The organism is Collinsella aerofaciens (genome assembly GCF_032584215.1).
In the GTDB taxonomy this organism is placed as follows: Bacteria; Actinomycetota; Coriobacteriia; order Coriobacteriales; family Coriobacteriaceae; genus Collinsella.
Map to the genome: position 1 here is coordinate 1 of NZ_JAWHPN010000033.1, position 25,114 is coordinate 25,114.

Annotated in this window: 24 protein-coding genes; 5 read left to right on the top strand and 19 right to left on the bottom strand. The window is 62.1% G+C overall.

What is annotated here, in order from left to right; translation table 11 throughout:
• Positions 1 to 270 precede the first annotated feature (270 nt).
• From RX395_RS08860 to RX395_RS08900, 9 genes are all read right to left on the bottom strand, one after another.
• Positions 271 to 660, bottom strand: coding sequence for a metal-dependent transcriptional regulator (locus tag RX395_RS08860; protein ID WP_316367024.1), 390 nt, complete (start codon positions 658 to 660; stop codon positions 271 to 273).
• 211 nt (positions 661 to 871) lie between these two features.
• Positions 872 to 1,642, bottom strand: coding sequence for a Cof-type HAD-IIB family hydrolase (locus RX395_RS08865; protein ID WP_316367026.1), 771 nt, complete (start codon positions 1,640 to 1,642; stop codon positions 872 to 874).
• Positions 1,643 to 1,648: 6 nt separating this feature from the next.
• Positions 1,649 to 3,508, bottom strand: coding sequence for an ABC-F family ATP-binding cassette domain-containing protein (locus tag RX395_RS08870; RefSeq protein ID WP_316367028.1), 1,860 nt, complete (start codon positions 3,506 to 3,508; stop codon positions 1,649 to 1,651).
• Between the two features lie 205 nt (positions 3,509 to 3,713).
• The gene (gene pstB / locus RX395_RS08875) at positions 3,714 to 4,586 is read right to left on the bottom strand and encodes a phosphate ABC transporter ATP-binding protein PstB (protein ID WP_316367030.1); all 873 of its coding nucleotides are present in this window, start codon (positions 4,584 to 4,586) and stop codon (positions 3,714 to 3,716) included.
• Complete coding sequence (pstA, locus tag RX395_RS08880) at positions 4,583 to 5,509, bottom strand: phosphate ABC transporter permease PstA (RefSeq protein WP_316367031.1); 927 nt, start codon at positions 5,507 to 5,509, stop codon at positions 4,583 to 4,585. Before pstA ends, pstB begins: the two co-directional genes overlap by 4 nt.
• Entirely contained in the window at positions 5,502 to 6,410 is a 909-nt protein-coding gene (gene pstC / locus RX395_RS08885) for a phosphate ABC transporter permease subunit PstC (protein WP_316367033.1), read from the bottom strand. Before pstC ends, pstA begins: the two co-directional genes overlap by 8 nt.
• Before the next feature lie 25 nt (positions 6,411 to 6,435).
• Positions 6,436 to 7,392: a phosphate ABC transporter substrate-binding protein gene (locus RX395_RS08890; protein ID WP_316367034.1), complete on the bottom strand. Its 957-nt coding sequence runs from the start codon at positions 7,390 to 7,392 to the stop codon at positions 6,436 to 6,438.
• A gap of 275 nt (positions 7,393 to 7,667) precedes the next feature.
• Positions 7,668 to 9,104 (bottom strand): M20 family metallopeptidase, encoded by a 1,437-nt coding sequence (locus RX395_RS08895; protein ID WP_316367036.1) that lies wholly within the window; start codon positions 9,102 to 9,104, stop codon positions 7,668 to 7,670.
• Between the two features lie 54 nt (positions 9,105 to 9,158).
• Complete coding sequence (locus RX395_RS08900) at positions 9,159 to 9,821, bottom strand: HAD hydrolase-like protein (RefSeq protein ID WP_316367038.1); 663 nt, start codon at positions 9,819 to 9,821, stop codon at positions 9,159 to 9,161.
• A gap of 156 nt (positions 9,822 to 9,977) precedes the next feature.
• Here RX395_RS08900 and RX395_RS08905 point away from each other — a divergent pair, with 156 nt between their 5' ends.
• Positions 9,978 to 10,838: a DegV family protein gene (locus tag RX395_RS08905; protein ID WP_316367039.1), complete on the top strand. Its 861-nt coding sequence runs from the start codon at positions 9,978 to 9,980 to the stop codon at positions 10,836 to 10,838.
• A 93-nt stretch (positions 10,839 to 10,931) separates the two neighbouring features.
• Here RX395_RS08905 and RX395_RS08910 read toward each other — a convergent pair whose 3' ends face one another.
• The 5 genes from RX395_RS08910 to RX395_RS08930 all read right to left on the bottom strand — a co-directional run bounded on the left by RX395_RS08910 (position 10,932) and on the right by RX395_RS08930 (position 15,001).
• Positions 10,932 to 11,240, bottom strand: a complete 309-nt coding sequence (locus RX395_RS08910; protein ID WP_316367041.1) for a type II toxin-antitoxin system RelE/ParE family toxin — start codon at positions 11,238 to 11,240, stop codon at positions 10,932 to 10,934.
• Positions 11,241 to 11,242: 2 nt separating this feature from the next.
• Positions 11,243 to 11,542, bottom strand: a complete 300-nt coding sequence (locus RX395_RS08915) for a type II toxin-antitoxin system RelB/DinJ family antitoxin (protein ID WP_195361762.1) — start codon at positions 11,540 to 11,542, stop codon at positions 11,243 to 11,245.
• A gap of 114 nt (positions 11,543 to 11,656) precedes the next feature.
• The gene (locus RX395_RS08920; RefSeq protein ID WP_316367044.1) at positions 11,657 to 12,415 is read right to left on the bottom strand and encodes an LOG family protein; all 759 of its coding nucleotides are present in this window, start codon (positions 12,413 to 12,415) and stop codon (positions 11,657 to 11,659) included.
• A gap of 207 nt (positions 12,416 to 12,622) precedes the next feature.
• Positions 12,623 to 13,762, bottom strand: a complete 1,140-nt coding sequence (gene tgt, locus RX395_RS08925; protein ID WP_316367046.1) for a tRNA guanosine(34) transglycosylase Tgt — start codon at positions 13,760 to 13,762, stop codon at positions 12,623 to 12,625.
• Between the two features lie 438 nt (positions 13,763 to 14,200).
• Complete coding sequence (locus RX395_RS08930) at positions 14,201 to 15,001, bottom strand: SDR family NAD(P)-dependent oxidoreductase (RefSeq protein WP_006235414.1); 801 nt, start codon at positions 14,999 to 15,001, stop codon at positions 14,201 to 14,203.
• A 297-nt stretch (positions 15,002 to 15,298) separates the two neighbouring features.
• Between RX395_RS08930 and RX395_RS08935 the strand changes: the two genes are divergently transcribed.
• A complete protein-coding gene (locus RX395_RS08935) occupies positions 15,299 to 17,065 on the top strand; it encodes a coiled-coil domain-containing protein (RefSeq protein WP_316367049.1) in 1,767 nt (588 codons plus the stop codon).
• Between the two features lie 419 nt (positions 17,066 to 17,484).
• On the opposite strand, the gene queA is transcribed toward RX395_RS08935, so the two are convergent.
• From queA to RX395_RS08950, 3 genes are all read right to left on the bottom strand, one after another.
• Positions 17,485 to 18,696, bottom strand: a complete 1,212-nt coding sequence (queA, locus tag RX395_RS08940) for a tRNA preQ1(34) S-adenosylmethionine ribosyltransferase-isomerase QueA (RefSeq protein WP_316367063.1) — start codon at positions 18,694 to 18,696, stop codon at positions 17,485 to 17,487.
• Positions 18,697 to 18,766: 70 nt separating this feature from the next.
• On the bottom strand, positions 18,767 to 19,342 hold the full coding sequence (locus tag RX395_RS08945) for an epoxyqueuosine reductase QueH (RefSeq protein WP_316367051.1): 576 nt from the start codon (positions 19,340 to 19,342) through the stop codon (positions 18,767 to 18,769).
• 124 nt (positions 19,343 to 19,466) lie between these two features.
• On the bottom strand, positions 19,467 to 20,036 hold the full coding sequence (locus RX395_RS08950; RefSeq protein ID WP_316367053.1) for a DUF3267 domain-containing protein: 570 nt from the start codon (positions 20,034 to 20,036) through the stop codon (positions 19,467 to 19,469).
• A gap of 132 nt (positions 20,037 to 20,168) precedes the next feature.
• Here RX395_RS08950 and RX395_RS08955 point away from each other — a divergent pair, with 132 nt between their 5' ends.
• Both RX395_RS08955 and RX395_RS08960 read left to right on the top strand, forming a co-directional pair.
• On the top strand, positions 20,169 to 22,319 hold the full coding sequence (locus RX395_RS08955; RefSeq protein WP_316367055.1) for a methionine--tRNA ligase: 2,151 nt from the start codon (positions 20,169 to 20,171) through the stop codon (positions 22,317 to 22,319).
• Positions 22,320 to 22,378: 59 nt separating this feature from the next.
• Positions 22,379 to 23,482 carry an RsmB/NOP family class I SAM-dependent RNA methyltransferase gene (locus tag RX395_RS08960; RefSeq protein WP_195234929.1) on the top strand — a complete coding sequence of 368 codons (1,104 nt, stop codon included), beginning with the start codon at positions 22,379 to 22,381 and terminating at the stop codon, positions 23,480 to 23,482.
• A 24-nt stretch (positions 23,483 to 23,506) separates the two neighbouring features.
• Here RX395_RS08960 and RX395_RS08965 read toward each other — a convergent pair whose 3' ends face one another.
• Entirely contained in the window at positions 23,507 to 23,677 is a 171-nt protein-coding gene (locus tag RX395_RS08965; RefSeq protein ID WP_316367058.1) for a hypothetical protein, read from the bottom strand.
• 191 nt (positions 23,678 to 23,868) lie between these two features.
• Between RX395_RS08965 and RX395_RS08970 the strand changes: the two genes are divergently transcribed.
• Positions 23,869 to 24,960: a beta/alpha barrel domain-containing protein gene (locus RX395_RS08970; protein ID WP_316367060.1), complete on the top strand. Its 1,092-nt coding sequence runs from the start codon at positions 23,869 to 23,871 to the stop codon at positions 24,958 to 24,960.
• On the opposite strand, the gene RX395_RS08975 is transcribed toward RX395_RS08970, so the two are convergent.
• Positions 24,922 to 25,114 (bottom strand): hypothetical protein (locus RX395_RS08975; RefSeq protein ID WP_316367061.1); only part of this gene is annotated, 193 nt, incomplete at its 5' end. The two genes, RX395_RS08970 and RX395_RS08975, sit on opposite strands and share 39 nt — an antisense overlap.

A 25,114-nucleotide genomic window follows, 5' to 3' on the forward strand; every position in this document is an offset into this window, starting at 1 on the left:
GGGCAGCCCTGTGGGCGCCAGCGGAATGTGGGGTCACCGCGCGGTCCGCATCTGATGGTGTCGACGTCAATGGTATACGGGTGCATCATCGACGTCTTCAATACAGAAGATATCAGTGCGGAATGTTCCGGAGAGAAACCCCGTCACGCCCCCGGATCCCCTGCGTTTACGGCCTTGAGGTCGGCGTGGGCGGAGATCGTGGCTGATGGGGATACGTGTCCCGGTCGCTGGTTCGCGCTTTGCGTGAACTCCGCGCTACTGGGGGTCCAATTAGGCTTCTGTTGTTGGACCCGCTACATCTTCCCGGCCCAACATCGCCCGTAGCTTCTCGAAGCTTTCCTCACTCAGGCAGTGCTCCATGTGGCAACCCTCTTGCGACGCGACATCCGCCGAAACACCGGCCTCCTCGAGCAACCGCACGAAAAAGCAGTGGCGCTCCCACATTTGGCGAGCGACCTCCAGACCACGCTCCGTCAGATGAACGTCGCGCTTGCCCATTTCGACATAGCCGCTGTTCTCCAGCGTCGCCATGGCTTTAGAGACGCTCGCCTTGGTTACGCCCAGGTATTCGGCAACGTCAATCGATCGAACGACGCCCTGGCGCTCCGAGAGCACGTAAATAGATTCGAGATAGTCTTCTCCAGATTCACGTAGGGCCATGGGCCGCCTTTCGCGATGATTGTTAGTTAGCCTTTGGATACTTTCCTTGGCTTACTTTACCGCAAAAGTTGCCCATGTCTTACTACGTTGTTTAAAAAGTTAACCGTGTTTCACAAAACGCGCCAGGCGAACACAACATGGGGACACGCCCCGCAAGGAGTGTCCCCAGCTGCCGGCAGAAAAGGAACGTCCCTAAGTGCCGAATCCTCAGCTATAGCAGCCCAAAGTGCTTGGCGGCGTTGTAGATACCGTCATCGTCCACGGCGGTCGTAACGTAGGTCGCCGCGGCCTTCACCGTGTCCTGTGCGTTGCCCATGGCCACGCTCGTGCCCACGGCGGCAAACATCGACAGGTCGTTCTCGCCGTCGCCAAAGGCAATCGCCTCGCTCGCGTCGATACCAAGCCGCTCGAGCGTCGCCGCCACGCCCAGGTCCTTGCCGCCGTTAGCGGGAATAATGTCGCAGAACAGGTCGCACCAGCGCGTGGTGAGCGAATGCGACACGGCGTCGGTCACGATATGCTCGTCGACCGGGTCCACAAAGGCGCAAAACTGGTAGACCGGTGCGTCAAAGGCGTGCTCAAACGGCTCCTCGTGGTAGACGATTCCCGCGTTGCTGCCAGCCGTCACCACGCGCTCGGACAGGCGGTTCACAAACGAGTTCTCGCCCTGCATGCACAGCGAGTCGTAGCGCCCCTGCGCCACCTGGTCCACAATCACCGCGACGTCGTCCGAATCGATCGGGCAGCTGCGGTAAACCCCCTCGGCATCAAAGCAGTGCTGGCCCGAAAGCGTAATGTACGCATCCCAGTCCAGGTCGAACAGCCAGTCCGGCATCTGGTAGGTCGGACGGCCCGTGGCGATCACGCACGCAATCCCCTGCTCGTGAAAGCTGTCGAGCACCTGCTGCGCCGACGCCGGAATCCGGTGGGTCTTAAAGCTCAGCAGCGTGCCGTCGATATCGAAAAACGCGGCTTTGATCATTCTCGCCTACTCCTCGCCCTCGAGCTTTTCGCTCGCCTCGAGCCACGCCATCTCCAGCTCGTCCATGGCAGCGTGAGCCTCGTCGATCTTTGCCTGCTGCTCGCCGAGCGCCGTGTAGTTGGTGGGATCGACTTGGGCCATTGCTGCCTCGGCCTCCTCAACCCGGGTGCGCTGCGTCTCCATCTTGCGCTCGAGCGAACTCACCTCGCGGCGGAGCTTCTGGCGCTCGGCGTTGGACAGGCCGTTGGGCTGACCGCTCGACTTGGGCTTTTCGGCCGCAGCTGCCGCGGCACCGGTGTCGAACGTGCCGGTCTTGGCGCTCGGCGCGCCCACGGGCTCGCCCTCGGCGGTAGCGTTGCACAGGCGCAGGTACTGGTCCACGCCACCGGGCATATGCGTCAGGTGGCCGTCGAGCAGCGCCCACTGCTGGTCGGTCACGCGCTCCATCAAAAAGCGGTCGTGCGTCACCAGGATCAGCGTGCCGGGCCAGCCGTCCAGCAGGTCCTCGACAATCGCGAGCATGTCGGTATCCAGGTCGTTGCCCGGCTCGTCCAGGATGAGCACGTTGGGCTCGTCCAGAATCGTCAGCAACAGCGACAGGCGACGGCGCTGGCCGCCCGAAAGATCGCCGATGCGGCTCCAGAGCTGCTGCGTCGTAAAGCCCAGACGCTCGCAAAGCTTCTCGGGCGAAGTCTCCTTGCCGTCGATGACGTAGTACTTCTTATAGTTGCCGAGCACCTCGCGGATCGTGTCGCCCATGTAGGGCTTGAGCTCCTCGAGCTGCTGCGACAGCACGCCAAAGCGCACTGTCTGGCCAATCTTCACGCGGCCGCGCGTGGGTTCAATCTTGCCCTGGATCACGTCGAGCAGCGTCGACTTACCGGCGCCGTTCTCGCCCAAAAGGCCATAGCGGTCGCCCGCACCAATGAGCCAGGTCACATCGGTGAGCACCTGCTTGGGCGCGCCGTCGGTATCGGCATAGCCGGCATCCACGTCGACCACATCGATAACCTGCTTGCCCAAGCGGCTCACGGCCAAGCGCTTGAGCTCCAGCTCGTCACGCACGGGCGGCACGTCGACGATCAGCTCACGAGCGGCATCCACGCGAAACTTGGGCTTGGTGGAACGAGCCTGGGCACCGCGGCTCAGCCACGCGAGCTCCTTGCGCGCCATGTTGCGACGGCGCTCCTCGGTAACCGCGGCCATGCGGTCGCGCTCTACGCGCTGCAGGATGTATGCCGAGTAACCGCCCTCGAAGGGATCGACCTGGCCGTCGTGGACCTCCCACATGCTGGTGCAGACCTCGTCCAAGAACCAGCGGTCGTGCGTGACCACGAGCATGGCGCCCTGGCCGCGCTGCCAGCGGGCCTTTAAGTGACGCGCGAGCCAGTTGATGGTGCGCATGTCCAGGTGGTTGGTGGGCTCGTCGAGCATGAGCACGTCGTAGTCGCCGATCAGCAGGCGCGCAAGGTCCACGCGACGGCGCTGGCCGCCCGAAAGCTCGCCAACCGTGCCCTCCCAGGGCACATCGCTAATGAGACCGGCGAGGATCTGGCGCGTACGCGGACTCGACGCCCACTCATACTCGGGCGTGTCGCCCACGACGGCATGATGCACGGTATCGGTGTCGACAAGTTGGTCCTTTTGGCCGAGCAGACCGATCGTGGTGCCGCGGCGATGCGTCACGCGGCCGTCGTCGGGCTCCAGCGTGCCGGCGAGCACGCTCAGCAGCGTCGACTTGCCGTCGCCGTTTTTACCGACAATACCAATGCGGTCGCCCTCGCCCACGCCGAGCGTCACGCTATCGAAAATATGCTTGGTGGGAAACTCTAGGCTGATGGAATCGCATCCCAAAAGAATCGCCATATGCCCTGCTCCTTCGTAGAAATTCAACGTTGTCCATGATAGCAGCGAGCCCCACCCCAAACCACCACGAAGGTGCCTGTCCCCTTTGTGGTGGTCGCTTCGGTCGCAGAGCAAAAAGGCGGGCCATCTCCCGCAAGAGATGACCCGCCCCTCCAATCAGTCCCGTGGCGACCGTGGCCGCCACGGGCCTCAAGCATGTCCCGGACTAGGAAAACATGCCGGTGAGGTAATCATTCAGCCGCTTATCCTTGGGCCGTTGGAAAATCTCGTCGGTCTCGTCGTACTCGACCATATCGCCCATGTAGAAGAACGCCGTGCGGTTGGACACACGCGACGCCTGCTCCATGTTGTGCGTCACGATGACGATGGCACGGTCGGCAACGATTGACGACATAAGGTCCTCGATCGCCAGCGTCGAGATGGGGTCGAGCGCCGAGCAGGGCTCGTCAAACAGGATCACGTCGGGGTTGAGCGCCAGCGTGCGTGCAATACACAGGCGCTGCTGCTGGCCGCCCGAAAGCGCGTAGGCGCTCTTGTCGAGCTTGTCCTTGACCTCGTCCCACAGCGCCGCACCACGCAGACTTTCCTCGACCATACGATCAAGCTCGTCGCGGTCGGTGATGCCGTGACGCCTGGGCGCAAACGTGATGTTGTCGCGAATTGACTTGCGGAACGGGTTGGGCTGCTGGAACACCATGCCAATGGAGCGGCGCAGCTCGTAGGTGTTCTCGGTCCTGGTGTTCACGTTGCGCCCGCGATAGTTGATCTCGCCCTCCACGCGGCAGCCGCGAATCTCGCGATTCATAAGGTTGAGGCTACGCAAGAAGGTCGACTTACCGCAGCCCGAAGGCCCGATGAGCGCCGTGATCTCGCCCTTGTGAAAGTCGAGCGACGTGTTGTGCAGCGCATGGTGGTCGCCATAGTACACGTTGACGTCCTTGGTGGAGAGCACGACCTCGTCGCTCACGGCCTTGCCGCTCACGCGCACGCGCTTTTCGCTCTCCCCCACGCTCGACAGGAAGTCCTGGGTCTCGGACGATGCCGCTTCGGTTGCGGGCGTTGCTTTCATCTCGCTCATTCGGCCGTCATCTTCCTTGCCAGTTGCTTGCCCACGATACGGGCGACCACGTTAAACAGCAGCACGCAGATCATCAACAGCGCCGCGGTGCCCCAGACGATCTGCTGGGCCTCGGGGCTGCCCTCGCCATAGATCTTGTAAATGTGCACGGCGAGCGACTCACCGGGGCGAAACACGTTCCAGGCGCAGGTGGGGCTCGACAGGTTGAAGCTCAAGAAGTTCAGGCGAACCGGCGAGCTCATACCCGAGGTAAAGAGCAATGCTGCGGCCTCGCCAAAGACACGGCCGGCCGAAAGCACGATGCCGGTCACGATGGCGGGCATGGCCTCGGGGATCAGGATGTGCAGCGTGGCTTCCCAGCGAGTAAGGCCCATGGCCAGGCACGCATCGCGCTGGGCCTGCGGCACGTCCTCGAGCGCCTGCTGGATCACGCGCACCAGGATGGGAATGTTGAACATGGTGAGCGCGACGGCGCCGGAGATGATGGAGTACTTCCAGACCAGCTGCACCGAGAACACCAGAAAGCCGAACATGCCGACGACGATGGAAGGCAGCGAGGATAGCGTCTCGATGGCGGTGGAGGCGATGTCGCGGACGGGGCCGTCCGGCGCGTACTCAACCAGGAAGACCGCTCCGCCCAGACTGATGGGCACCGAGATGACCAGGGTGATCAACAGCAGATAGAACGAGTCGAACAGCTGGTAGAACACGCCGCCCTGGGTTCCGTTGGCGCGCGACGGCTCCGTGAGAAAGCCAGGTTTGAACAGCGTCGAGATGCCCTCGAACAGGATGTAGGCCACCATGGAGATGACGATGAGCATGACGATGGCGACGATTGCCGTCAGCACGCCCGTGGCGATGCGGTCCTGCTTTTGGACACGTCCGAGTCTCGCCTCGTCGATATGGATGCGCGTGCTAGCCACGAGCCTTCGCCCCCTTGCGGCCGATAATGTGGATGATCAGGATGAAGATGAGGCTCATACCCATCAGCAGCAGACCGAGCGCCCACAGAACATCGTCCTGGGCCGAACCCTCGGCATAGACCGCCATGGACGTGGTGAGCGTGGTGGTGATGGTCGAGGCCGGCGACAGCAGCGACGTCGGCATGGCCTCGATGCCGCCGATGACCATGCGCACGGCGAGCGTCTCGCCAAAGGCGCGCGTCATGCCAAGGATGACCGCAGTCATGAGCGACGGCATGGCGGACTTGAGCACCACGTGCCAGATGGTCTGCCAGCGGGTGTAGCCCAGCGCAAGCGAGCCCTGACGGTAGCTGTCGGGCACGGCGCGCAGGCCATCGACCGAAAGGGTGGTCATCGTCGGCAGGATCATGACAGCCAGCACGATGGCGCCGGGCAGGATGCCCAGACCCGTGCTCACGTGGAAAACGGACTTCATAAGTCCGACGACCACGTGAAAGCCAATCAGTCCAAAGACGACCGAGGGAATGCCGGTCAAAAGCTCAATAAGCGGCTGAAAAACCTTGGAACCAAATTTGGGTTGGATCTCGACCGCAAAGATGGCGGAGCCGATGGCGATGGGCAGCGCGATGAGCGTGGAGAGCACCATGACCGCAAACGAGGTGACGATCAGGGGCAGGGCGCCGGTATAGGGCAGACCGTTTTCGGCTGTGTTGGCCAGGTCCCACTTGGTGCCGGTGAAGAACTCGACAACCGAAACGCCATCCTTGAGAAAAGCCGAGAGGCCCTTTTGGGCGACCATGAAGATAAGTGCGGCAACGACAAGCGTCACGAGCGCTACGCACGCGCCCGTGACGCCCAGGCCCACGTTCTCAAGGTCGCGCTTTGGCAGCTGTTTTGCCATTGCAAACCTTTCCGGGGGCGATTACTTATTTAGCGGAGACCTTGCCGCTGGCGTCCTTGACGACCTTCATGGCAGAGACGGGGATAAAGCCCTGCTCCTCGACGAGCTTGCCCTGGACGTCGTCGGAAAGCATGAACTCCAGGAAGGCCGTGGTGGCCTCGTCGGCGTCCTTGGAGCAGTACATGTGCTCGGTAGCCCAGATCTTGAAGGAGTCGTCGGTGACATTCTTGCTCTTGGGCTCGACGCCCTCGACCTTGATGGCGTTGAACTTGGAGTCATCAAAGTGCGAGAAGTCGAGGTAGGAGATGGCGTTGTCGGTACTGCCCATCTGAGTCTGGACATCGCCGGACTTGTCGAGTTCGGCGTCGCCCTTAAAGTCGACGGCCTCGTCGCCAAAAACGGCGGCCTCGAAGGTGGCACGGGTGCCAGAGCCAGCCTTGCGGTTGAGAACGACGATCTTGGCGTCGTCGCCGCCGGCCTCCTTCCAGTTGGTGATCTGGCCGGAGAAGATGCCCTTGAGCTGCTCGAGGGACAGGTCGTCGACCTTGACGTTCTTGGAGACGACGGGGCCCATGCCAACGACGGCGACCTCGTGGTCGACGAGGTTCTTGACCTGATCGGCCTCGAGCTTGGACTCGGCGAAGACGTCGGAGTTACCGATGGTGACGGTGCCGGCGGCAACAGCGGTCAGACCTTTGCCCGAACCGTTGCCCGAGCCGGAGACGGAGACGTCGGGGTTGGCATCCATGAACTTCTCGGCAGCAGCCTCGACGAGAGCCTGGAACGAGGAGGCACCGTCGTAGGTCACCTCGCCGGAGACGGACTCGGCAGCAGCGGCGCTACCCTTGTCGGCGGCGTCGGATGCGCCGGAGCCGCCGCAACCAACGAGACCGAGACCGACGATGCTGGCAAGACCACCAGCGAGGCCGAGGAACTGACGACGAGAATAAGCCTGATCGAGCATGATCTTCCTTTCGTACATGCGACTCGCGGGCACCCTGCCCGCTTTGCTGTTTGGAAAGATACGACCCCGATCGGGCGACAACCGCCTTATCTGCGGTTTCTTACGGGCATTTGATAGACCCTTACCGCAAGCGCGGCCCAGCCTTTACAAACGAATAACAATCCCCACCCAAGCATGGCGCGCTTTTTACACCAATAAAAACAGAGTTGCGGTGAAATAGTTCCTGTTTGGCCATCAAATGGCCCATTCTAGGAACTATTCCACCGCAACTTAGATTGGGAAACCGCGTAACCTTAAAGCTCTAATTCATTCAAGCGCAGGATCGCCACGATATAGATCTTGAGCGCTTGCTTGAGCTGTTCCTCGTTGGCGCACTCGTTGGGGCCGTGCATCTGGCCGCCCCATGCGGGCAGCTCCAGGCCGGTTTCCTCGGGGCCAAATGAGACGGCGCGGGCAAAGTTGCGTGCGTACGTGCCACCGCCCATGGCGAAGGGCTCGGCATGCTTGCCCGTAAACTCGTTATAGGTATCGATAAGCGCCTTCACGGCCGGATCGTCAGCAGAGACCGAGAACGGCACCTTGGTACGACCCACGCGATACGTCACACCAAAGCGGCCCACGAGCGGCTCGAGCCGCTCGCAGATGGTATCGGCGCTCGTGCTGTCGGGGAAACGCACGTCGATGACCTGCTCAATGTGGCCATCCGCCACGCGGATGACGCCGGGGTTGCAGGTGAGCGGGCCAAACGCGGGGCTCGTCGCGTCGATACCCAGGCCGCGGCCATAGGCGTCCGCATGCACAAAGGCCAGAAACTTGACAAACTCGTGCTCGGCAGGCGTCAGCAGGCGCTCGTCGCGCGCACCAAACGCGTCCTCGGCCTCGCGCAGGTACGTCACGATCAGGCCGACGGCATTGATCGTTCCCTCAGGCATCGAGGCATGACCGCCAATGCCGTGGGCAAAAATCTGCGCATGGCCGTTATCGAGCGCTGTGATCTCCAGGCGGTCGGCGTTCTCGACCGGCGCCGGTAGTTCATCGGCGGCAATCGCAAGCTCGCAGATAGACTGCGACGGAATGGCGTTGCTCGCCTCGGCACCGCTCCACGACACAATACGCCCGCCATCGATCCTAGAGCTCACAAACGTCGCCCCAAACTGGCCCTTCTCGGCATTGCAGACTGGAAACTCGGCATCAGGCGTAAACAGAAAGTCGGGATCTGCGTGGTTCTCCAGATAATGGTGAACGTCGGACATGCCCACCTCCTCATCGCAGCCCAGCAGCGCGCGGAAGGTATAGCGCGGGGTAATGCCGTGCTTGAGCAGATAGGCGCCGGCGTAGAGCGACAGCACGGCCGGACCCTTGTCGTCGATAACGCCGCGACCGAGCAGCCAGCCCTCGCGACGCTCCATCGCAAACGGTTCGGTGTTCCAACCGGGACCGGCGGGCACCACGTCCACATGGCAAATGGTCGCGAGCTGCTTGTCGCCGCGGCCCGGGATATCGGCAATGCCCACATAGCCCTCGTCGTCGCGCGTCTGGTAGCCGAGCTTTTGCGCGATGCCGAGCGCGCAATCGAGCGCGTCACGGACCGGGCGGCCAAACGGCGCGCCGGGCTCCGCATCGGCAGCAACGGCCACGGACGGATAACTCACCAGCTGCTCGATATCGGCGACGACATCCTCCCAGACCTCGTCGACATACTCGGTAACGCTCTGCTCCACCTGATTCATGGAGGACCTCCTTACCAATGAGCGGCGAGCGTGCCCGCCCCTCACATCACATACTTATATTGCGAAAAGTTTAGCAAGCTCGGCCACCGAGTGCACCACCGCATCGGCGCCCGCGGCCTCGTGCTCCCCCGGCGCCGCCGCGCCCGAATAGATGCCAATGCACGGCACACCCATCTCGTGCGCACCCTCCACATCGTTGAAGCGATCGCCGATCATCACGGCATCGTCCGCGGTCGCGCCCAGGGCCACCAGGGCATCGCGGACCGAATCCGCCTTGGTCTCGCGCCCCTGCGGCGGATTCATGCCAACCACGGCTTCGAACTGGCAAAGCCCCAGCTCATGCACCATATCGATGCACTTTGCCTCCATGCGCGACGTCGCGACCGCCATGCGATGCCTCCGCGCGGCAAGGCCGTCGAGTAACTCGGGGGTCCCGTCGAACACGGGATATTCCTCCGGTCCCAGCTCATCAAAAAAGGCACGGTACTCGTCGGCCACCACAAGCGATTCCTCGCGCGAGAAGCCGTAAAAGTCGTGGAAGCTCTTCCACAGGGGCGGCCCGATCATGCGGCGCAGGTCACCCATCTGCGCCTCCGAAAACCCGCGCGCAGTCAGCGTCTTGCGCGTCGAGGTCATCACCGCCCGGCCCGTATCTGCCACCGTGCCGTCAAAATCGAACAGCACAATCGGCCGCTCGCATAGCTGTAATGCCGCCATCGATATCCTTCTTCCCCAGTTGGCGATTTCCACACCGACACTTCAAACTGTTGACTATTCAACAATTAAAGCTGGCAATGTGGAACGACTCTACTATACTTGTCGCACTTTGCTCTCAGAAGGCGGCGCGCAAACGCCCCAACGAAAGGTGCAATTATGTCTTTTGCCATCATAACCGACTCCACGTCGGACATCTCCCCCGCCCGCGCCCAAGAGCTCGGCATTTACGTGATTCCGCTGCATGTGATTATCGAAGGCGAGGACCTGCTCGACCAAGTGCAGATCACCGCCGAAGAGTACGTCGCCCGCATGGCAGGCTCCGAGCAGCTACCGCACACCTCGCAGCCGAGCGCCGGTGAGTTCAAGGCACTCTTTGACCGCGTGCGCGCCGACGGCCACGACAGCGCCATCTTTATCTCGCTGTGCAGTGAGTGGTCTGCCTGCTACGCCAACGCGTGCCAGGTTGCCGATACCCACGAGCTCGACGTGCGCTGCATCGATTCGCGCACCGGCTCGGGCGCCGAGGGCCTGCTGGCGGAGTACGCGCTCGCCATGCGCGAGGACGGCCGCAGCCTGGACGAGACCGAGGCGCAGATCCGCGCGACGCTGCCCGACGCCCACCTGCTGCTGATTCCCCGCACGCTCGAAAACCTCGTTAAGAACGGCCGCGCACCTAAACTCGCCGGCCAGCTCACGCAAATGCTCAACATTCGCCTGGCCGTTTCGCCGGAGTGGAAATCGGGCGAGATCAAGGCCATCAAGAAGGGCCGCGGCGCCAAGCGCATCGTCGCCAACACCATGGCCGATTGCCTCGCATTTTTGACCGAGCACCCGGGCTCAAGCGTGCGCGTGCTCACGACCGGCGCCGCCGAGGAGCAGGAGCTCGTCGACCAGGCGCTCGCAGGCCAGGACTACGTAGACGCCGGCACCGGCCCCATCGGCTGCACCATCGCCACCCACGTAGGCGTCGACGCCATCGCCATCAGCTACTGCCCCCGCTACCAGCCCATCCACTAGGGGTACCTTTACCACTTACGGTGAAATAGGGACTGTTTTTGGCTTATCAGCCGCCAGTCAGTCCCTATTCCACCGCAACTTAGAAATCGGCGATCAGCCCAGCGGACCCTGAAAAAGCTCCTGATGAGTGCCCATTCGCACCAGCCTGATCACTGGGTTAGTCTTATGGGGCAGATATAGAACGACCACATCGACCAAGCCATCGGATAGGTGGAAATCGATGTGGCCGTTGTAATTGCCGCCCGGGTTTGAGAGCTCGTGGGCGCCGTACTCCGCCGGAAGCGACCCATGAGCCACAAGCTCTGCAACCGCCGCTTTAAACTCACTCTTTAGCTGCGGATGCATGCGCATCGTTCGTTTGTAGTCCGCCTTAAATTGAGCCTCGACTTTGATCTCGAACATCGCTATTCCTCATCAAGAAATGACATAAGCTCATCAGCGTCGTTGAATGACGGGCTATCGTCCGGCAAAATCCCCAACTCATGAGCCTCGGCGATTACCATGGCACGCCTCGTCGCCTCGTTGGGCACCTCCGCCCTTCCTACAATCTCAAAAGGAATCTTTCGCTGATTTACCAGCTGCCGAACAGCAAGGTTGAGATACGAATTGAGACTCAAGCCAACTGAGTCCAAGAACTCAGTCGCCTGTTCCTTGAGCCCCTCTTCGATGCGAACCGTCGTAGGCTTAACCGTTGCAGTAGACATACGCGACCTCCTCGCCCTCGTCTTTTGCATCAGTATACCCAATATAAATGGCAAACTGACGTTAGAAAGCATCAGAGTGCCATACATATTCATATCGCGGTGGGCACGATTGCCCTACATCAGCCCACTCAGGGCAATGTCGACGGCTTCGTTGAGGTCGTCGGTAATGTGCACCAGCTCCGGATCGAGCGGGCTGATCATACCGGCGTTCATCACCGGGCCGTTGAGCCAGTCGAATAAGCCCTGCCAGTACTCGCTGCCTACCAGCACGAGCGGCATGCGCTTGACCTTGTGCGTCTGCACCAGCGTGAGCACCTCGAACATCTCGTCGAGCGTGCCAAAACCTCCGGGAAACACGATGGCGCCCGAACTGTATTTGACGAACATGGTCTTGCGCACAAAGAAGTAGCGGAAGTCCATACCGAGGTTCACATATTTGTTGAGCCCGTGCTCGTGCGGAAGCTCGATACCCAAGCCAACTGACTTGCCGTTGACGCTCGCCGCTCCCCTGTTGGCCGCCTCCATGACGCCGGGTCCGCCACCGGTGATAACCGCCACGCCGCGCTGGGCGATCTTGCGGCCGACCGTGCGCGCCGCCTTGTAGAGCGGATCGGTCTTGGGCGTGCGGGCGCTGCCGAAGATGGTCACCGCAGGACCAAGTTCGGCAAGCGCGCCGAAGCCATCGACAAACTCGGCCTGAATGCGCAGCACGCGCCACGGATCGGCATGCAACCAGTCGGTCGAATCCTCGGGCGCCAGCAGGTTGGCGTAGGTGTTGTCCTTAGGAATCATGGGGCCGCGCATGACCACGGGACCGCGGCGGTATGTCTCGTCGTAGGCGGGCTCGCCCTCGACATTCTCGTTCTTAATCATGGGTACTCCTATCAAAAAAAACGGGCGGGGTCGACGCCATGCGCCAAACACCCGCCCGAACATCAACTATTCGGTATGGTACCCACGATGCATCAAGTGCTTGCAAGCTATCGGTCAGCGGCCGCGCAGACGGTGTTAGCGAACGTGATGACCGGCCGGCGCTCGCCCCTTGCCGTTGCCCGCGCTCTGCAAGCACGCCCGCAGCTCTTAGTAATCCACCGCCGCAGGGCTGTTCATCCAGTCGCTCACGAACGCACCGTAGCGGCCCTCGATAATGGCCTGGCGGGCACACTGCATAAGGTTGAGCAGGTAGTAGATGTTGTGCATCGACAGCAGAATACCGCCGAGCATCTCCTTCTGCGTGACCATGTGACGGATGAGCGCGCGGCTGTAGCCGCCCGTGCACACCGGGCAGGTGCAGGTGGGGTCGATGGGGCCGTCGTCGTGCGCAAAGCGCGCGTTGCGGAAGTTAAGGCGACCCTCACTGGAGAACGCCGTACCCATGCGGCCGGTGCGCGTCGGCAGCACGCAGTCGAACATGTCGATGCCCACGCCCACACCGCGCACGAGGGTGGTGGGGTTGCCGACGCCCATCAGGTAGCGCGGCTTGTGCTTGGGCATGTACTCGGAAGCCAGCGGCGCCAGGGTCTCGAACATGGTCTCGTGGTCCTCGCCCACCGAGTAGCCGCCGATGCCGTAGCCGGGGAAGTCACCGCACTCCTCCAGATGGCGCAGCGAGCGCAGGCGCAAGTCCAGATGCATGCCACCCTGAACGATGCCGAAAAGTGCCTGGTCATCACGGGTATGAGCTTTGTAGCAGCGCTCGGCCCACATGCTCGACAGCTCAACGGCGCGCTCGACGTAGGCGCGCGTGGCGGGATAGCCCGGGCACTGGTCGAGCTGCATGCAGATGTCGGAGCCGAGCTTCATGGCGATTTCCATGTTGTCCTCGGGCGTCCAGAACACGTGGCGGCCGTCGTAATCGTTGACGATAAAGCGCACGCCCTCGTCGGTGAGCTTGACGGCGTCGTTGTGGCTGAACACCTGGAAGCCGCCCGAGTCGGTAAGAATGGGGCCATGCCAGTTCATGAACTTGCGCAGGCCGCCCAGCTCGGCGATGGTGTCCTCGCCGGGGCGCATGGACAGATGATAGGTATTGGCAAGCACAATCTGGGCGCCGAGCTGCTTGACGGTCTCGGTAGGAATACCCTTGACGTTTGCCTTGGTGCCCACGGGCATAAAGATCGGTGTCTCGATGTCGCCGTGCGGGGTGTGCAGCACGCCGGCGCGCGCGTGCGTCGTCGGGTCCTCGGCGATCAGGTCGAATTTAAAAAGGCTCTGGTCCATAAACTGGAACTCCTTGGTTGCGGTTCATACGCAAACCATTATACGGGCAACCCGCAAGAAGCACCGACTCGACAGAAACTGATGCAAAGGGGTCATAGTCGTTGGGGACGTTCTTAAACGACTAGCCGTCGGGGACAGTCTTCAGCGCCATCTTGCAAAGGAATGTCCCAATCTGCCGGCACTCAGGGACTGTCCCCAGGTGCCGGCAAGAGTGTCCCTTGTGACTAGTCATTTAAGAACGTCCCCAACGGCTACAACAACAAAGGCAACGCCGATGCTCTGGCAACGTCAGCGAGCGGTTGCCAGAGCGAACAAGTTGGCATGAAAAGAGGACGGCATAGACCTTCTGGTCATGCCGCCCTCTTTGAATGACAAATTGTCGCTCTGGTGACCGCGCAGCGTCGGCCCGTTACGGCGTTTGTTAAAACGCCGTAACTATTAGGGCCGCTGGCCCATGCCACCCTCGAGGGTGACGGTCTCGCCGTTCATATACTTAAAGTCGGGGCCGCAAAGCTGAACGACCACGCGGCCGATCTCCTTCTCGACGTCGCCGTAATGGCCCGCCGGCGGCATGTGAACGTTGGCCTTGAACGCCTCGGGATAGGCGTCCTGGAAGTTCTCGAGCGCAGCAGTCCAGGCAAGCGGGCACACGATGTTGACGTTGATGCCGTCCTTGCCCCACTCGTTGGCGGCGACGCGGGTCAGGCCGCGGATGCCCTCCTTGGCAGCGGCGTAGCTGCACTGGCCATAATTACCAAACAGGCCGGCGCCCGAAGCAAAGTTGACCACGGAGCCCTTGGTCTCCTTCAGGTGCGGATAGGCCTTCTGCATGTACAGGTAGGTGGCATAGAGGCCAGAGTAAATGGCCAGGTTAAACTGGTCCATGGTGTGGTCGGCGATGGTCACACCCGAGGCGCTGGCCTGAGCGTTGTTGACGACGGCGTCGATGCGACCGAACTCCTCAATCGCCTTGTCGATAACGTTCTGCACGACGGCCTCGTTGTCCTGGCCGGCGGAGACATCGGCCTGGACAGGCAGAACCTTGACGCCGTACTCGGCCTCAAGAGACTCCTTAGCAGCCTCGAGCTTGGCGACGTTGCGACCGGTGATAACGAGGTTCGCGCCCTCCTTGGCAAAAGCGATATCGATGCCGTAGCCGATGGAGCCAGCAGAGCCGTCCTTAAGCGTGGCCTTGCCGCCGCCGGTGACGATCACGGTCTTACCAGTGAAAAGTCCCATACGAAGTCCTTTCAAAATCGCGACGGGCACGCCCGCCGACTGCGCGCATCCAAAAATAAACGCGCCAAAAGCTGAGATGCAACTTTAGCGTGTTCAAGTGAAAAGAAAAGGCCTCGGCAGGCGAACGGCATAACGTCTTTCGGCGAAGGGAATGTCAAGCGCAAACTGAATATAGAGGCCGAATTTTTGCTATCGGCGCGAGCCATCGAACACGTTTTGAAACTTTGCTGCGGGGCGCGGGATGTCGGCGCGAGACTTTATCATAGGGTGACAAACAACGATGAGGAGCACATGCCTATGACAGACGAGCTGGACCCCCAGACTCAACAGCATATTGATGATTCCGCAGACGTCGCCGCAGATGCTGACGCTGTGACCTGCAATGATACCGACGTCGACGACGCCACTTTGGATAACGACGCTGCAGCGGAGATCCCTGCGACCGCAGATGCCGACGAGCAAAACGACGATTCGGCCGCTCAGGACGACGCCCCCAAAAAGGACGCCGCCCCGCAGCAAGCAGCGGGCCCCATCGAGGTGTCATCGGAAGAAGAACTCGACGCCGTCATGGACTCCATGATGGATGCCGTCAAAGCGATGAAGAACGCTGTCGCCGATGCCGATGTCGACGCCGAGGAAGAGGAAGCCGCCGAGGCCGCCTCGACCTTTGTGCCCGGCGAGACCCCCGTTGCCGATCAGGGCAGCACTATGCCCTCGTTTCTGCAGCTCGAACATCCCACGATCGGCGCGGACGCCGTCGACCCGCATGCAGCGGGCTTTTCTGTGATCGAGGGCGGCACCGGCAATATCGCCGCGCCGCAGACTGCCGATACGAATACCGCCGAGGCCGCGCACCCGACCACCTCGTATGCTCCCGCCACGAGCCGCGACCTGGGGAGCGCCGTCTCAAACACCGCTAACGCCGTGGGCACTTTTATCGCCCAGGGCGCGTCGGCCATGCGCGAGATGAACGCCGCCAAGAAGGCACTCGCCGATGCCCGCGCCCATTTAGCCGAGCTTGAGCAGCGCATCGCCGACCAGGCAGAGGAGCTCGAGACGCGCCAGGGCATCGCAGGCCGCTACGATCAGATTATCGCCGATCAACGCCAGGCGATTGCCGCGGCACAGAAGACCGCTGCGGCAGCTGAAATCACCCGTGATGCCCATGCCGCCAAAGCGACGGAGCTCAAGGGCCAACTCGAGCAAATGAAGGCAGAGGACGATGCGACCGGGCTCCGCCTGAAGGCTGCACTCGACGCCGTGGAAGCCCGCGAGGCGAGCTCGCGCGAGACCGGCAACCGCCTCGTTCGTCGCCTTGAGGATTCCAAACGCATCCGCGACAAAGTGAAGGCTGAGCGCGATGCCGGTGTCGCCGCCGCACGACAAACTGCCGATGCTACGCGCGCACAGCTCGAAACCTTGCGTCGCGAGTATGCCGAGCTGCAGCGCAACCCTTCGGCAAATCCCGCCAATTACACCGTGCGCACCAGTGAGTTGTCTATGCAAATCTCCGACACTGCCGACGCCCTCCGCAAGGCCGAAGAAGATATTCCGCGCGTGACCGCCGATCTTGAGCATTCACTCGCCGCCGCCGAGCAGGCCGTCGAGCAGGCACAGGCCCCCATCGCCGACGCTAAACGAGCGCACCAGGCCGTAACGGCTGAGGCAGATGCCGCGCGCGACGAGTTGCAGTCCGCAAAAACTGCCGCCGCTACGCGCCAGCGCGAGCTACGCGAAAAGATCGCCACGCAGGACAAGGCACGCCGCGAGCAAGAGCAGGCCATCGCAAACGCCCGGGCAGATGCCGCGCGTGCGCAGTCGATTATCGAGCAGGCGACCGAGGTGCACGACCATCCCGAGATCACCGAATCGCTCGCCGGGTCCTTGGCACGCGACAAAGCCGAGCATACCGAGACCGAGCGCGAAGTTGCCCAACTCGAGGCCGCCGAAGACGACGTGCGCAAGCGAACCCGCGACTCACGCGTCAAATTCACCGGAGCCATCGTCTGCATCATCGCCGCAATCCTGGTGATCATCGCAATCTGGCTGTTCATGAGCAAGTAAGCCGGTTGCCAAAAAACGCCCCAACGCAGTTGCGGTGAGATAGTTCCTATTTAGCCTTCAAAAAGGCCAATTCAAGAACTATCTCACCGCAACTTATCTAGATTGATGCAAGGTAGTCGTTGGGGACGTTCTTAAACGACTAGTCGAACAAGAACATCCCCAACGACTACCCAAGTGCCAAGCGCCGCAAGAGTGTCCCTTTTGACTAGTCATTTAAGAACGTCCCCAATGACTACATCCAACAGCCAAGGTAACGCCGATGCTATGGCAGGGTCAGCGAGCGGGTCGCATTTGAGACAAGGTGACGTGAAACGAAAGGGCGCTGACCTTCTGGTCGCGCCCTTGAAGTTGAACGTCAGATTGTCCAAATGCGGCCCGCGCAGCGTCGACCGGTTACGGCGTTTGGAAAACGCCGTAACCTACTGAATGAGCATTGCGTCGCCAAAGCTGAAGAAGCGGTAGCGCTCCTCGATGGCGGCGGCGTAGGCATCCATGATCTGGTCGCGGGAGGCAAGCGCGCTTACGAGCATCATGAGCGTGGAGCGCGGCACGTGGAAGTTCGTGATCAGCGCGTCAACCACGTGATAGGTCGAGCCAGGCATGAGGTAGAGCTGCGTCGTCGCGTTCTCGCGCACCACGATGTCACCGCGGCCGAGCGTGTCGGCGCCGTCCTCACGGCCCTCAAAATAGCGCGCCGTCACAGCCGGATTGGACACCGGCGCGTCCGCGTCAAACGCGCTCTCGAGCGAGCGCACCGCGGTGGTGCCGACGGCGATCACACGATGCCCCTCGGCCTTCGCCTTATGCACGGCGTCGACCACCTCCTGCGATACGTGGTAGCGCTCGGTGTGCATCACGTGCTGCGTGGGATCGTCCTCCTCCACCAGACGGAAGGTGTCGATGCCCACCTCGAGCTCGACGGCGGCAAACTTCGCGCCCTTGGCCTCGATGGCCGCCATGAGCTCGGGCGTGAAGTGCAGGCCCGCCGTGGGAGCAGCGGCCGAATGCTCTTCCTTCATGGCGTAGACGGTCTGGTACTTCTCGGGATCGCCTTCGTAATCGGTAATGTAGGGCGGCAGCGGCACGTGACCGGCGGCGTGGATGGCCTCGTCGAGCGTGCGCGGCTCGCCGGCAGCATTGCAACCGGCCGGCTCAAAGCGTACCAGACGGCCACCGCGGCTATCGGTGACAAAGTCGATGACCTCGGCCGTCAGCACCACGGGCGCGCCCTCGGGCGCATGGACGCCACCGGCGCGATACTCAATCTGAGCACCGGGCTTCAGACGCTTGCCCGGCTTGACCAGACACTCCCAAACATGGCCCAGCGGGTCAACATCCTCGCGGCGCTTGAGCAGCAGCGTCTCGACCACGCCACCCGAGCCGGCTTTGCGACCGATCAGGCGGGCCGGCATCACGCGCGTCTTGTTAATGACGAGCACATCGCCCGGCTCGATATAGTCGATGATGTCACGGAAGATGCGGTGCTCGACGGTACCGCCGTGCTCCAGCGGCGTTCCCGCCTGGGAGCCCTTGCGATCCACCACCAGCAGGCGGCAGGAGTCACGCGGCTCGGCAGGCGCCTGGGCAATCAGTTCCTCAGGAAGGTTGTAGTCAAAATCATCGGTACGCATAGACACGTCGGATACTCCTTATTTAGTTAAAGTCCGCTCTACATCCTAGCAGGCTGCCAGCTCAAAAGAACTACTTTTTGGCGGCTTTGCGCTCGTCGCGGATGCGGGCGCGGTCCATGGCCGCCTCGACAGCCGAGAAGCGGCAACCACAGTAGTTCTGTCGATACATGCCTAGCTCGCGCGAACGGCGCGTCGCCTCGGGATAATACGGGCGAAAATCGCGAATCACCGGAGTGAGACCGCGAGCGGCAGCCAGACGCTCCAACACGTCATTGCAGGTTTCGAACAGCTGATACGGCGAGACGGCGAGCGTCGTGCCCACAAACTCAAACCCACGCTCCTGGGCCACGCGGCATGCCTCGGCCAGGCGCAGGGCATAGCACGCACGACAGCGACGGGGCCGGTCGGCGCCCAGCGGAGCCACGCCGGCCTCCCAGCGCTCGCGGTCCTCCCCCGCCTCGATGAGCTCGATGTCGCCATCGGCACACCACCGGCGCAGCTCGTCCAAACGCCGTTGCCATTCATCGCGCGGCTGAATATTGGGGTTGGTCCAGCAGATTGTGGGCTCAAACCCCTCCTCGCGAAGCAGGCGGACCGGCTCCAGCGAACACGGCGCGCAGCAAGCGTGCAACAACAACGGCTTCATCAACATCTCCTCCCCCGCAATAAGTAGTCTTTTTGGGACGGGGCTATTTTGACTACTTTTGACGTAAAGCAGTCAAAAATACCCATCTCCAAAAAGTAGTCAAAATAGCCCCGTCCCAAAAAGACTACCTTGCGAAAAAGCGCACGCCAAAGGATTTGTCCTCGCAGGCGACAATGCGGCGGTCGCGCAAAATGGTCCGCACGTAATACCAGTCGCCCACACAGCCCGACAAATGCAAGCCGGCCGCCAAGTAGCACAGCAGCGGATAGCCCGAAAACGCAAAGCCCAAGGCAAACGCCGCCGTCAAAACAACCGTCGGCGCCAGGCAAATGACCATATACCGCCGGCGCGAATACACAACGCCCTCGGCGCAGGCATAAATCATGCAGGTTTCGAGATTTGCCCCAAAGGTCACATGCGCACCGGCGGGCGCAAACAACTTAAAGAACACGCCGTGCACCAACTCGTGCACGGCAAATGACGCCGCCGAAACCGCAGCCAAGCCGACAATCCAGTCCAAGACCGCCGTCCAGCCACCCGCGTCAGCCGCATCCAGATCAGCGGGCCCACCCAGCAGCATAAACACCGGCACCAGGCACACGGCAAATGCGCCAAGCACGGCCATCCCCCACACAAAGCAGGCGTGCAGAAAATCCTCGTCCTCAAACGCATGTATGTTGGAAATCTCATTCATAGCATCTTAGGATAGCGCCCCTGCCACGTACCCGTCCGCATGTGCGATAATGTCGAACGATATGCACGAATTGACCACCGCGCCGCCGAGCCCCGCGCCCGGCCGCGCCCTCACCATATGCGAAGGAGTCCCATGGCATCCAAATACTCCATGAACGACCGTCCCAGCTGGCCGCGCCGCGCCATCGTTACCGCCGGCGAGCCCTACGGCAACAAGGGCCTGCACTTTGGCCACGTCGGCGGCGTCTTTGTCCCGGCCGACTTCTTCGCCCGCTTCCTGCGCGACCGTCTGGGCCGCGAGAACGTCATCTTCACCTCGGGTACCGACTGCTACGGCTCGCCCATCATGGAGAGCTACCGCAAGCTCAAGGAGAACGAGGGCTACGACAAGTCCATTAGCGAGTACGTCGAGTCCAACCACTCCCGCCAGGCCGCGACCCTCAACAACTACAACATCAGCTGCGACATCTACGGCGGCTCGGGCCTTGAGCCGGCGGCCCAGATCCACAACGAGGTGACCGCCGAGATTATCAAGCGCCTGCACGAGCAGGGCACCATCTCCAAGCGCTCCACGCTGCAGTTCTACGATGCCAAGGCCGGCACGTTCCTCAACGGCCGTCAGGTGATCGGCCGCTGCCCCATCCAGGGCTGCAAGTCTGAGAAGGCTTATGCCGACGAGTGCGACCTGGGCCACCAGTTTGAGCCCGAGGAGCTCATCGCGCCCAAAAGCCAGCTCACCGGCGAGGTGCCCGAGCTGCGCCCGGTCGACAACCTCTACTTCGACCTGCCGGCCTACCTCGACTTTATGAAAACCTATACCGCCAAGCTCGCCCAGAACCCGCAGGTTCGCTCCGTGGTCTCCAAGACCATGGAGGAGTGGCTGCTGCCGGCTCAGCTCTACATCCAGAACAAGTTCCGCGAGGCCTTCGATGCCGTCGAGGATCAGCTTCCCGAGCACACCGTGCTGGAGCCCGAGGGCAACAAGAGCAGCTTTACCGTCACCTTCCCCAGCTGGAAGGAGCGCGACGATGCCCACGCGGTGCTCGCCAACGGCGGCGTGCGCTTCCGCAGCGGCAAGGCGCTCGTACCCTTCCGCATCACCGGCAACATCGACTGGGGCGTTCCGGTGCCCGAGGTCGATGGCGTCTCCGACGTCACCTGCTGGTGCTGGCCCGAGAGCCTGTGGGCTCCCATCAGCTATACGCGCACCGTGCTCGCACGCGATGCCAAGGCCGCCGGCGTGACCGAGGGCGTCGCCGCCCAGGATGCCGCCCTCATGGGCGAGCCCGCCGCCGATTCCACGCAGGTCCCCGCGCCCACCTACCAGCACAGCTCGCTCGACTGGCGCGACTGGTGGTGCTCGGATGACGCACAGATCTACCAGTTCATTGGCCAGGACAACATCTACTTCTATTGCATCGCGCAGACCGCCATGTGGGAGGCCCTGGGTTGGAACCTCACGCAGAGCACCGTCAGCGCCTGCTACCACCTGCTCTACATGGGCAAAAAGGCAAGCTCGTCCTCGCAGACGCCTCCCCCGCCGGCAGACGACCTGCTCAACCACTACACCTGCGAGCAGATGCGCGCGCACTGGCTGTCGCTCGGCCTGTCCGAGAAGCCGGTGAGCTTTAGCCCCAAGGCATACGACACCCGCGTGACCGGCAAGGACAAGGACGGCAACGAGGTGCACGCCTGCGACGACAAGCGCGTCATCGATCCGGCCCTTAAGGAAAGCGCCCTTTTGACCGGCGTCTTCAACCGCCTGGCCCGCAGCTGCTTCTACGGCGTCGCCGTCAAGGAGGGCGACGAGAGCCCCTATCGCAACGGTTGCATCCCCGCCGGCGCCGCCTCGGCCACCGTGGTGGAGGCCGCCGAGCAGGCCGCCCTCGCGTTTGAGCAGGCCATGTACAAGTTCGAGACGCACCGCGCGCTCGCTGTGTGCGACGACTACCTGCGCGCCGCCAACAAGCGCTGGAGCGACGCCTCCAAGGCTGCCAACAAGCTTGAGGGCGAGCAAGCCAATACCGCGATGACGCAGGCCCTCGTCGACGCCTTCACCGAGCTGCGCGTGGCGACCGTGCTCATGCACGGCATCGTGCCGGCCGGCTGCGAGCTCATCTGCGAGTACTTCGACGTTGACCCGGTCGCCTTCTTTAGCTGGGATAACATCTTCGCCTCCACGGATGAGTTTGTGGAGAGCTTGGGCGAGAAGCCCGGCGAGCACCGAGTGAAGCCGCTGCCCCCGCGCTTCGACTTCTTTAGCAAGCACGAGAGCCAGTACTAAAGCACGCCAGCAACGGCGTACCCGGAAAGTAGTCAATTTGGGACGGGAAGGAAAAACGGATGTCCAAGCCGCGTCGTCGTAAGCAGAAAAAGCAGGTTAAGCCCGAGCTCAAGCTTAGGCAGTTTGCCTCCACCGAGCTTTCCGACCAGCTTGCCGCCCTTCCCTGCGCCGCCGACCTGCCGCGCTTTATGGTCGACACGGTCGCCGGCGCCTATGCGCCCGCCGATGCCGAGCTCATGATCGAGGGCTTCGGCGCCGCGGCCACACGCCCGGTCACGCTGCGCGCCAATACGCTCAAGGCGACCGCCGAGGACATCGCTGCGGCGCTCGATGCCGCCGGAATCGCCCACAACCCCGTCGCCTGGTACCCAGACGCCTTTATCCTGCCCGAGGCCCAGGTTTCTGATCTGTGGGACCTCGACATCTACCGCGACGGCAAGATCTACTTGCAAAGTCTGTCGTCCATGATGCCGCCGTTGGTCCTGGGCGCTCAGGCCGGCGAGGACATCCTCGACATGTGCGCAGCCCCTGGCGGCAAGACAACGCAGATCGCCGCCCTCACCCAGGGCCAGGCACACCTCACGGCCTGCGAGATGAGCATTCCCCGCGCCGAAAAGCTCGAGTCAAACCTCCATCGCCAGGGTGCCAAAAACGTGCCCGTCATGCGCATCGACGCACGCGAGCTCGACGAGTTCTTCCGCTTCGACCGCATCCTGCTCGACGCTCCCTGCACCGGCACGGGCACCGTCATCAGCGGCAACGAGAAAAGCCTGCGCGGCCTCACCGAGCAGTTGCTGAGCAAGTGCGCCCGATCGCAGCGAGCACTTCTGGATCGCGCCATGGGGGCCCTCAAACCGAGCGGCACGCTCGTCTATTCGACATGTTCGATCTTGCCGCAGGAAAACGAGGATGCCCTGCAAGAGGCCCTCGACAAGCACATGGACTGCGAGCTCATCCCCCTCGACAGCACGCCGAGTGAAAGCGAAGCACGCCGCGCCCGCGAAGCCGGTGAGGAACCGCGCATCGAGTGCAACGCCCTTACCGAGGCCATTGCCGCGGGCCACGTCTCGGCCATTGCCAACGGCATGCCCGGCACGCTGACCATTCCGCCCAGTCGCGACTTTGAGGGCTTCTATATCGCCCTGGTCCGAAAACGCAGCTAGCGCACGGATTCAAAACTCAACAAGCTATCTCCGTGCGCGTTTGCCCTGCTGGTCGCGATGCTGTTTAAGCATCGCGCGCTCCTTGCGTTCGGCCCTTTTGCCCTTAATGGCCGTGACCACAAAGTAGATGACCGCGGCGGCAACGATTGCGGCCACACACAGGCCGATCGAGCCAAACATTGCTGTCAATTCCATACCGCGTCACCTCTCTTTTAAACGGGGCTTTCAAGATAGCACCTCGATCCCCGCCACCACAGCTCCTTCACGTTCGCCGGCCCTTCGGTCTAACGGATGGCGCAGCGGGGAAAAATCAACTCGTCAAACGATTTAGCATTCGCAATTCCGGCTGCATCGCGCCGGCCGTCATCGCATAGAATCGAGCCTCCATGGATACCCTCAACGATCTAAATGAGCGCGTCGACGCCTTCGTCGGCACCAGCTCCTTCGACACGCCTGCCGCGGCAAACGACCAAGCTCCCATCGATGTGCCCGCCGAGGTTCACGAGGACATCGTCGCCTCGGTCGATTTCTCCGAGGTCGAGCTCGCAGACGAGTTCACCGAGCCCCAGGTAGCCGTGACCCCCAACGGACTGCTCCCCATGGAGCCACTGCCCATCGACGGACGCCTGCGCAAGGCGGCCCTCCGCATGCCCGACGAGATCGAGGAGGCCAGCGGCTTTACGCTCTTCGGCCGACGCATCAAGTCGCTCATTTACACCACCGACGTCGCGGTTATCCGCAACTCCAACGCCGATGCCGTCTTTGCGGTCTACCCTTTCACGCCGCAGCCCGCCATTACGCAAGCGCTGCTGACCGTCGCCGAGTGCCCGGTCTTCGTAGGCGTGGGCGGCGGAACTACGACCGGTAAGCGCTCCGTGCAGATGGCAGCCGTCTCCGAGATGCAGGGCGCGGCGGGCTGCATGGTCAACTCCCCCGCTACTGCCGAGATGGTCGAGCACATCACCAACATCGCCGACATCCCCGTCATCGCCACGGTCGTTCGCTGCGACGACGATGCCCACGCCAAGGTGCGCGCCGGAGCCAAGATTCTCAACATCGCCGCCGGCAAGAACACGCCCCAGGTCCTACGCGAGCTGCGCGAGCACTATCCCAACCTGCCGCTTATCGCGCCGGGTGGCAAGACGCCCGAGAGCATTCGCGAGACCATCGCCGCCGGCGCCAACGCCATCATCTGGACGCCGCCTTCGGCCCAGCAGCTACAGACCGACATGATGCAGCGTTATCGCAAGATGAAGGAAGACGCCACACCTGTCATCTCGCGCGACGATGTGCCCATTATCGACCAGGTCGCCGCCGCCGAGGTCAGCCAGGTCGAGAACATGAATCCCGACGTGCCGATTCCCGACGAAGTCATCGAGCGCGTCGCTTCGATCCACGAGCGCGTCGAAGAGCATCGCGCCAACCGCGGCCTCAAGCCGTCACTGCACGGCTTCTTCTTCCGCGGAAAGAAACGCTAATCGTAACAGCAAGGCCCGCCCCACAAACGTGTGAACTGCCTCCCATTTCTTGGACATGAGAAATGGGAGGCTTTCTTTATGCGCGTTGATTTGAGGGTGAAGCATGATATCGAGGCCAGGAAGGCGGCCATAGGGCTCTTCGAGCTCGGGCACG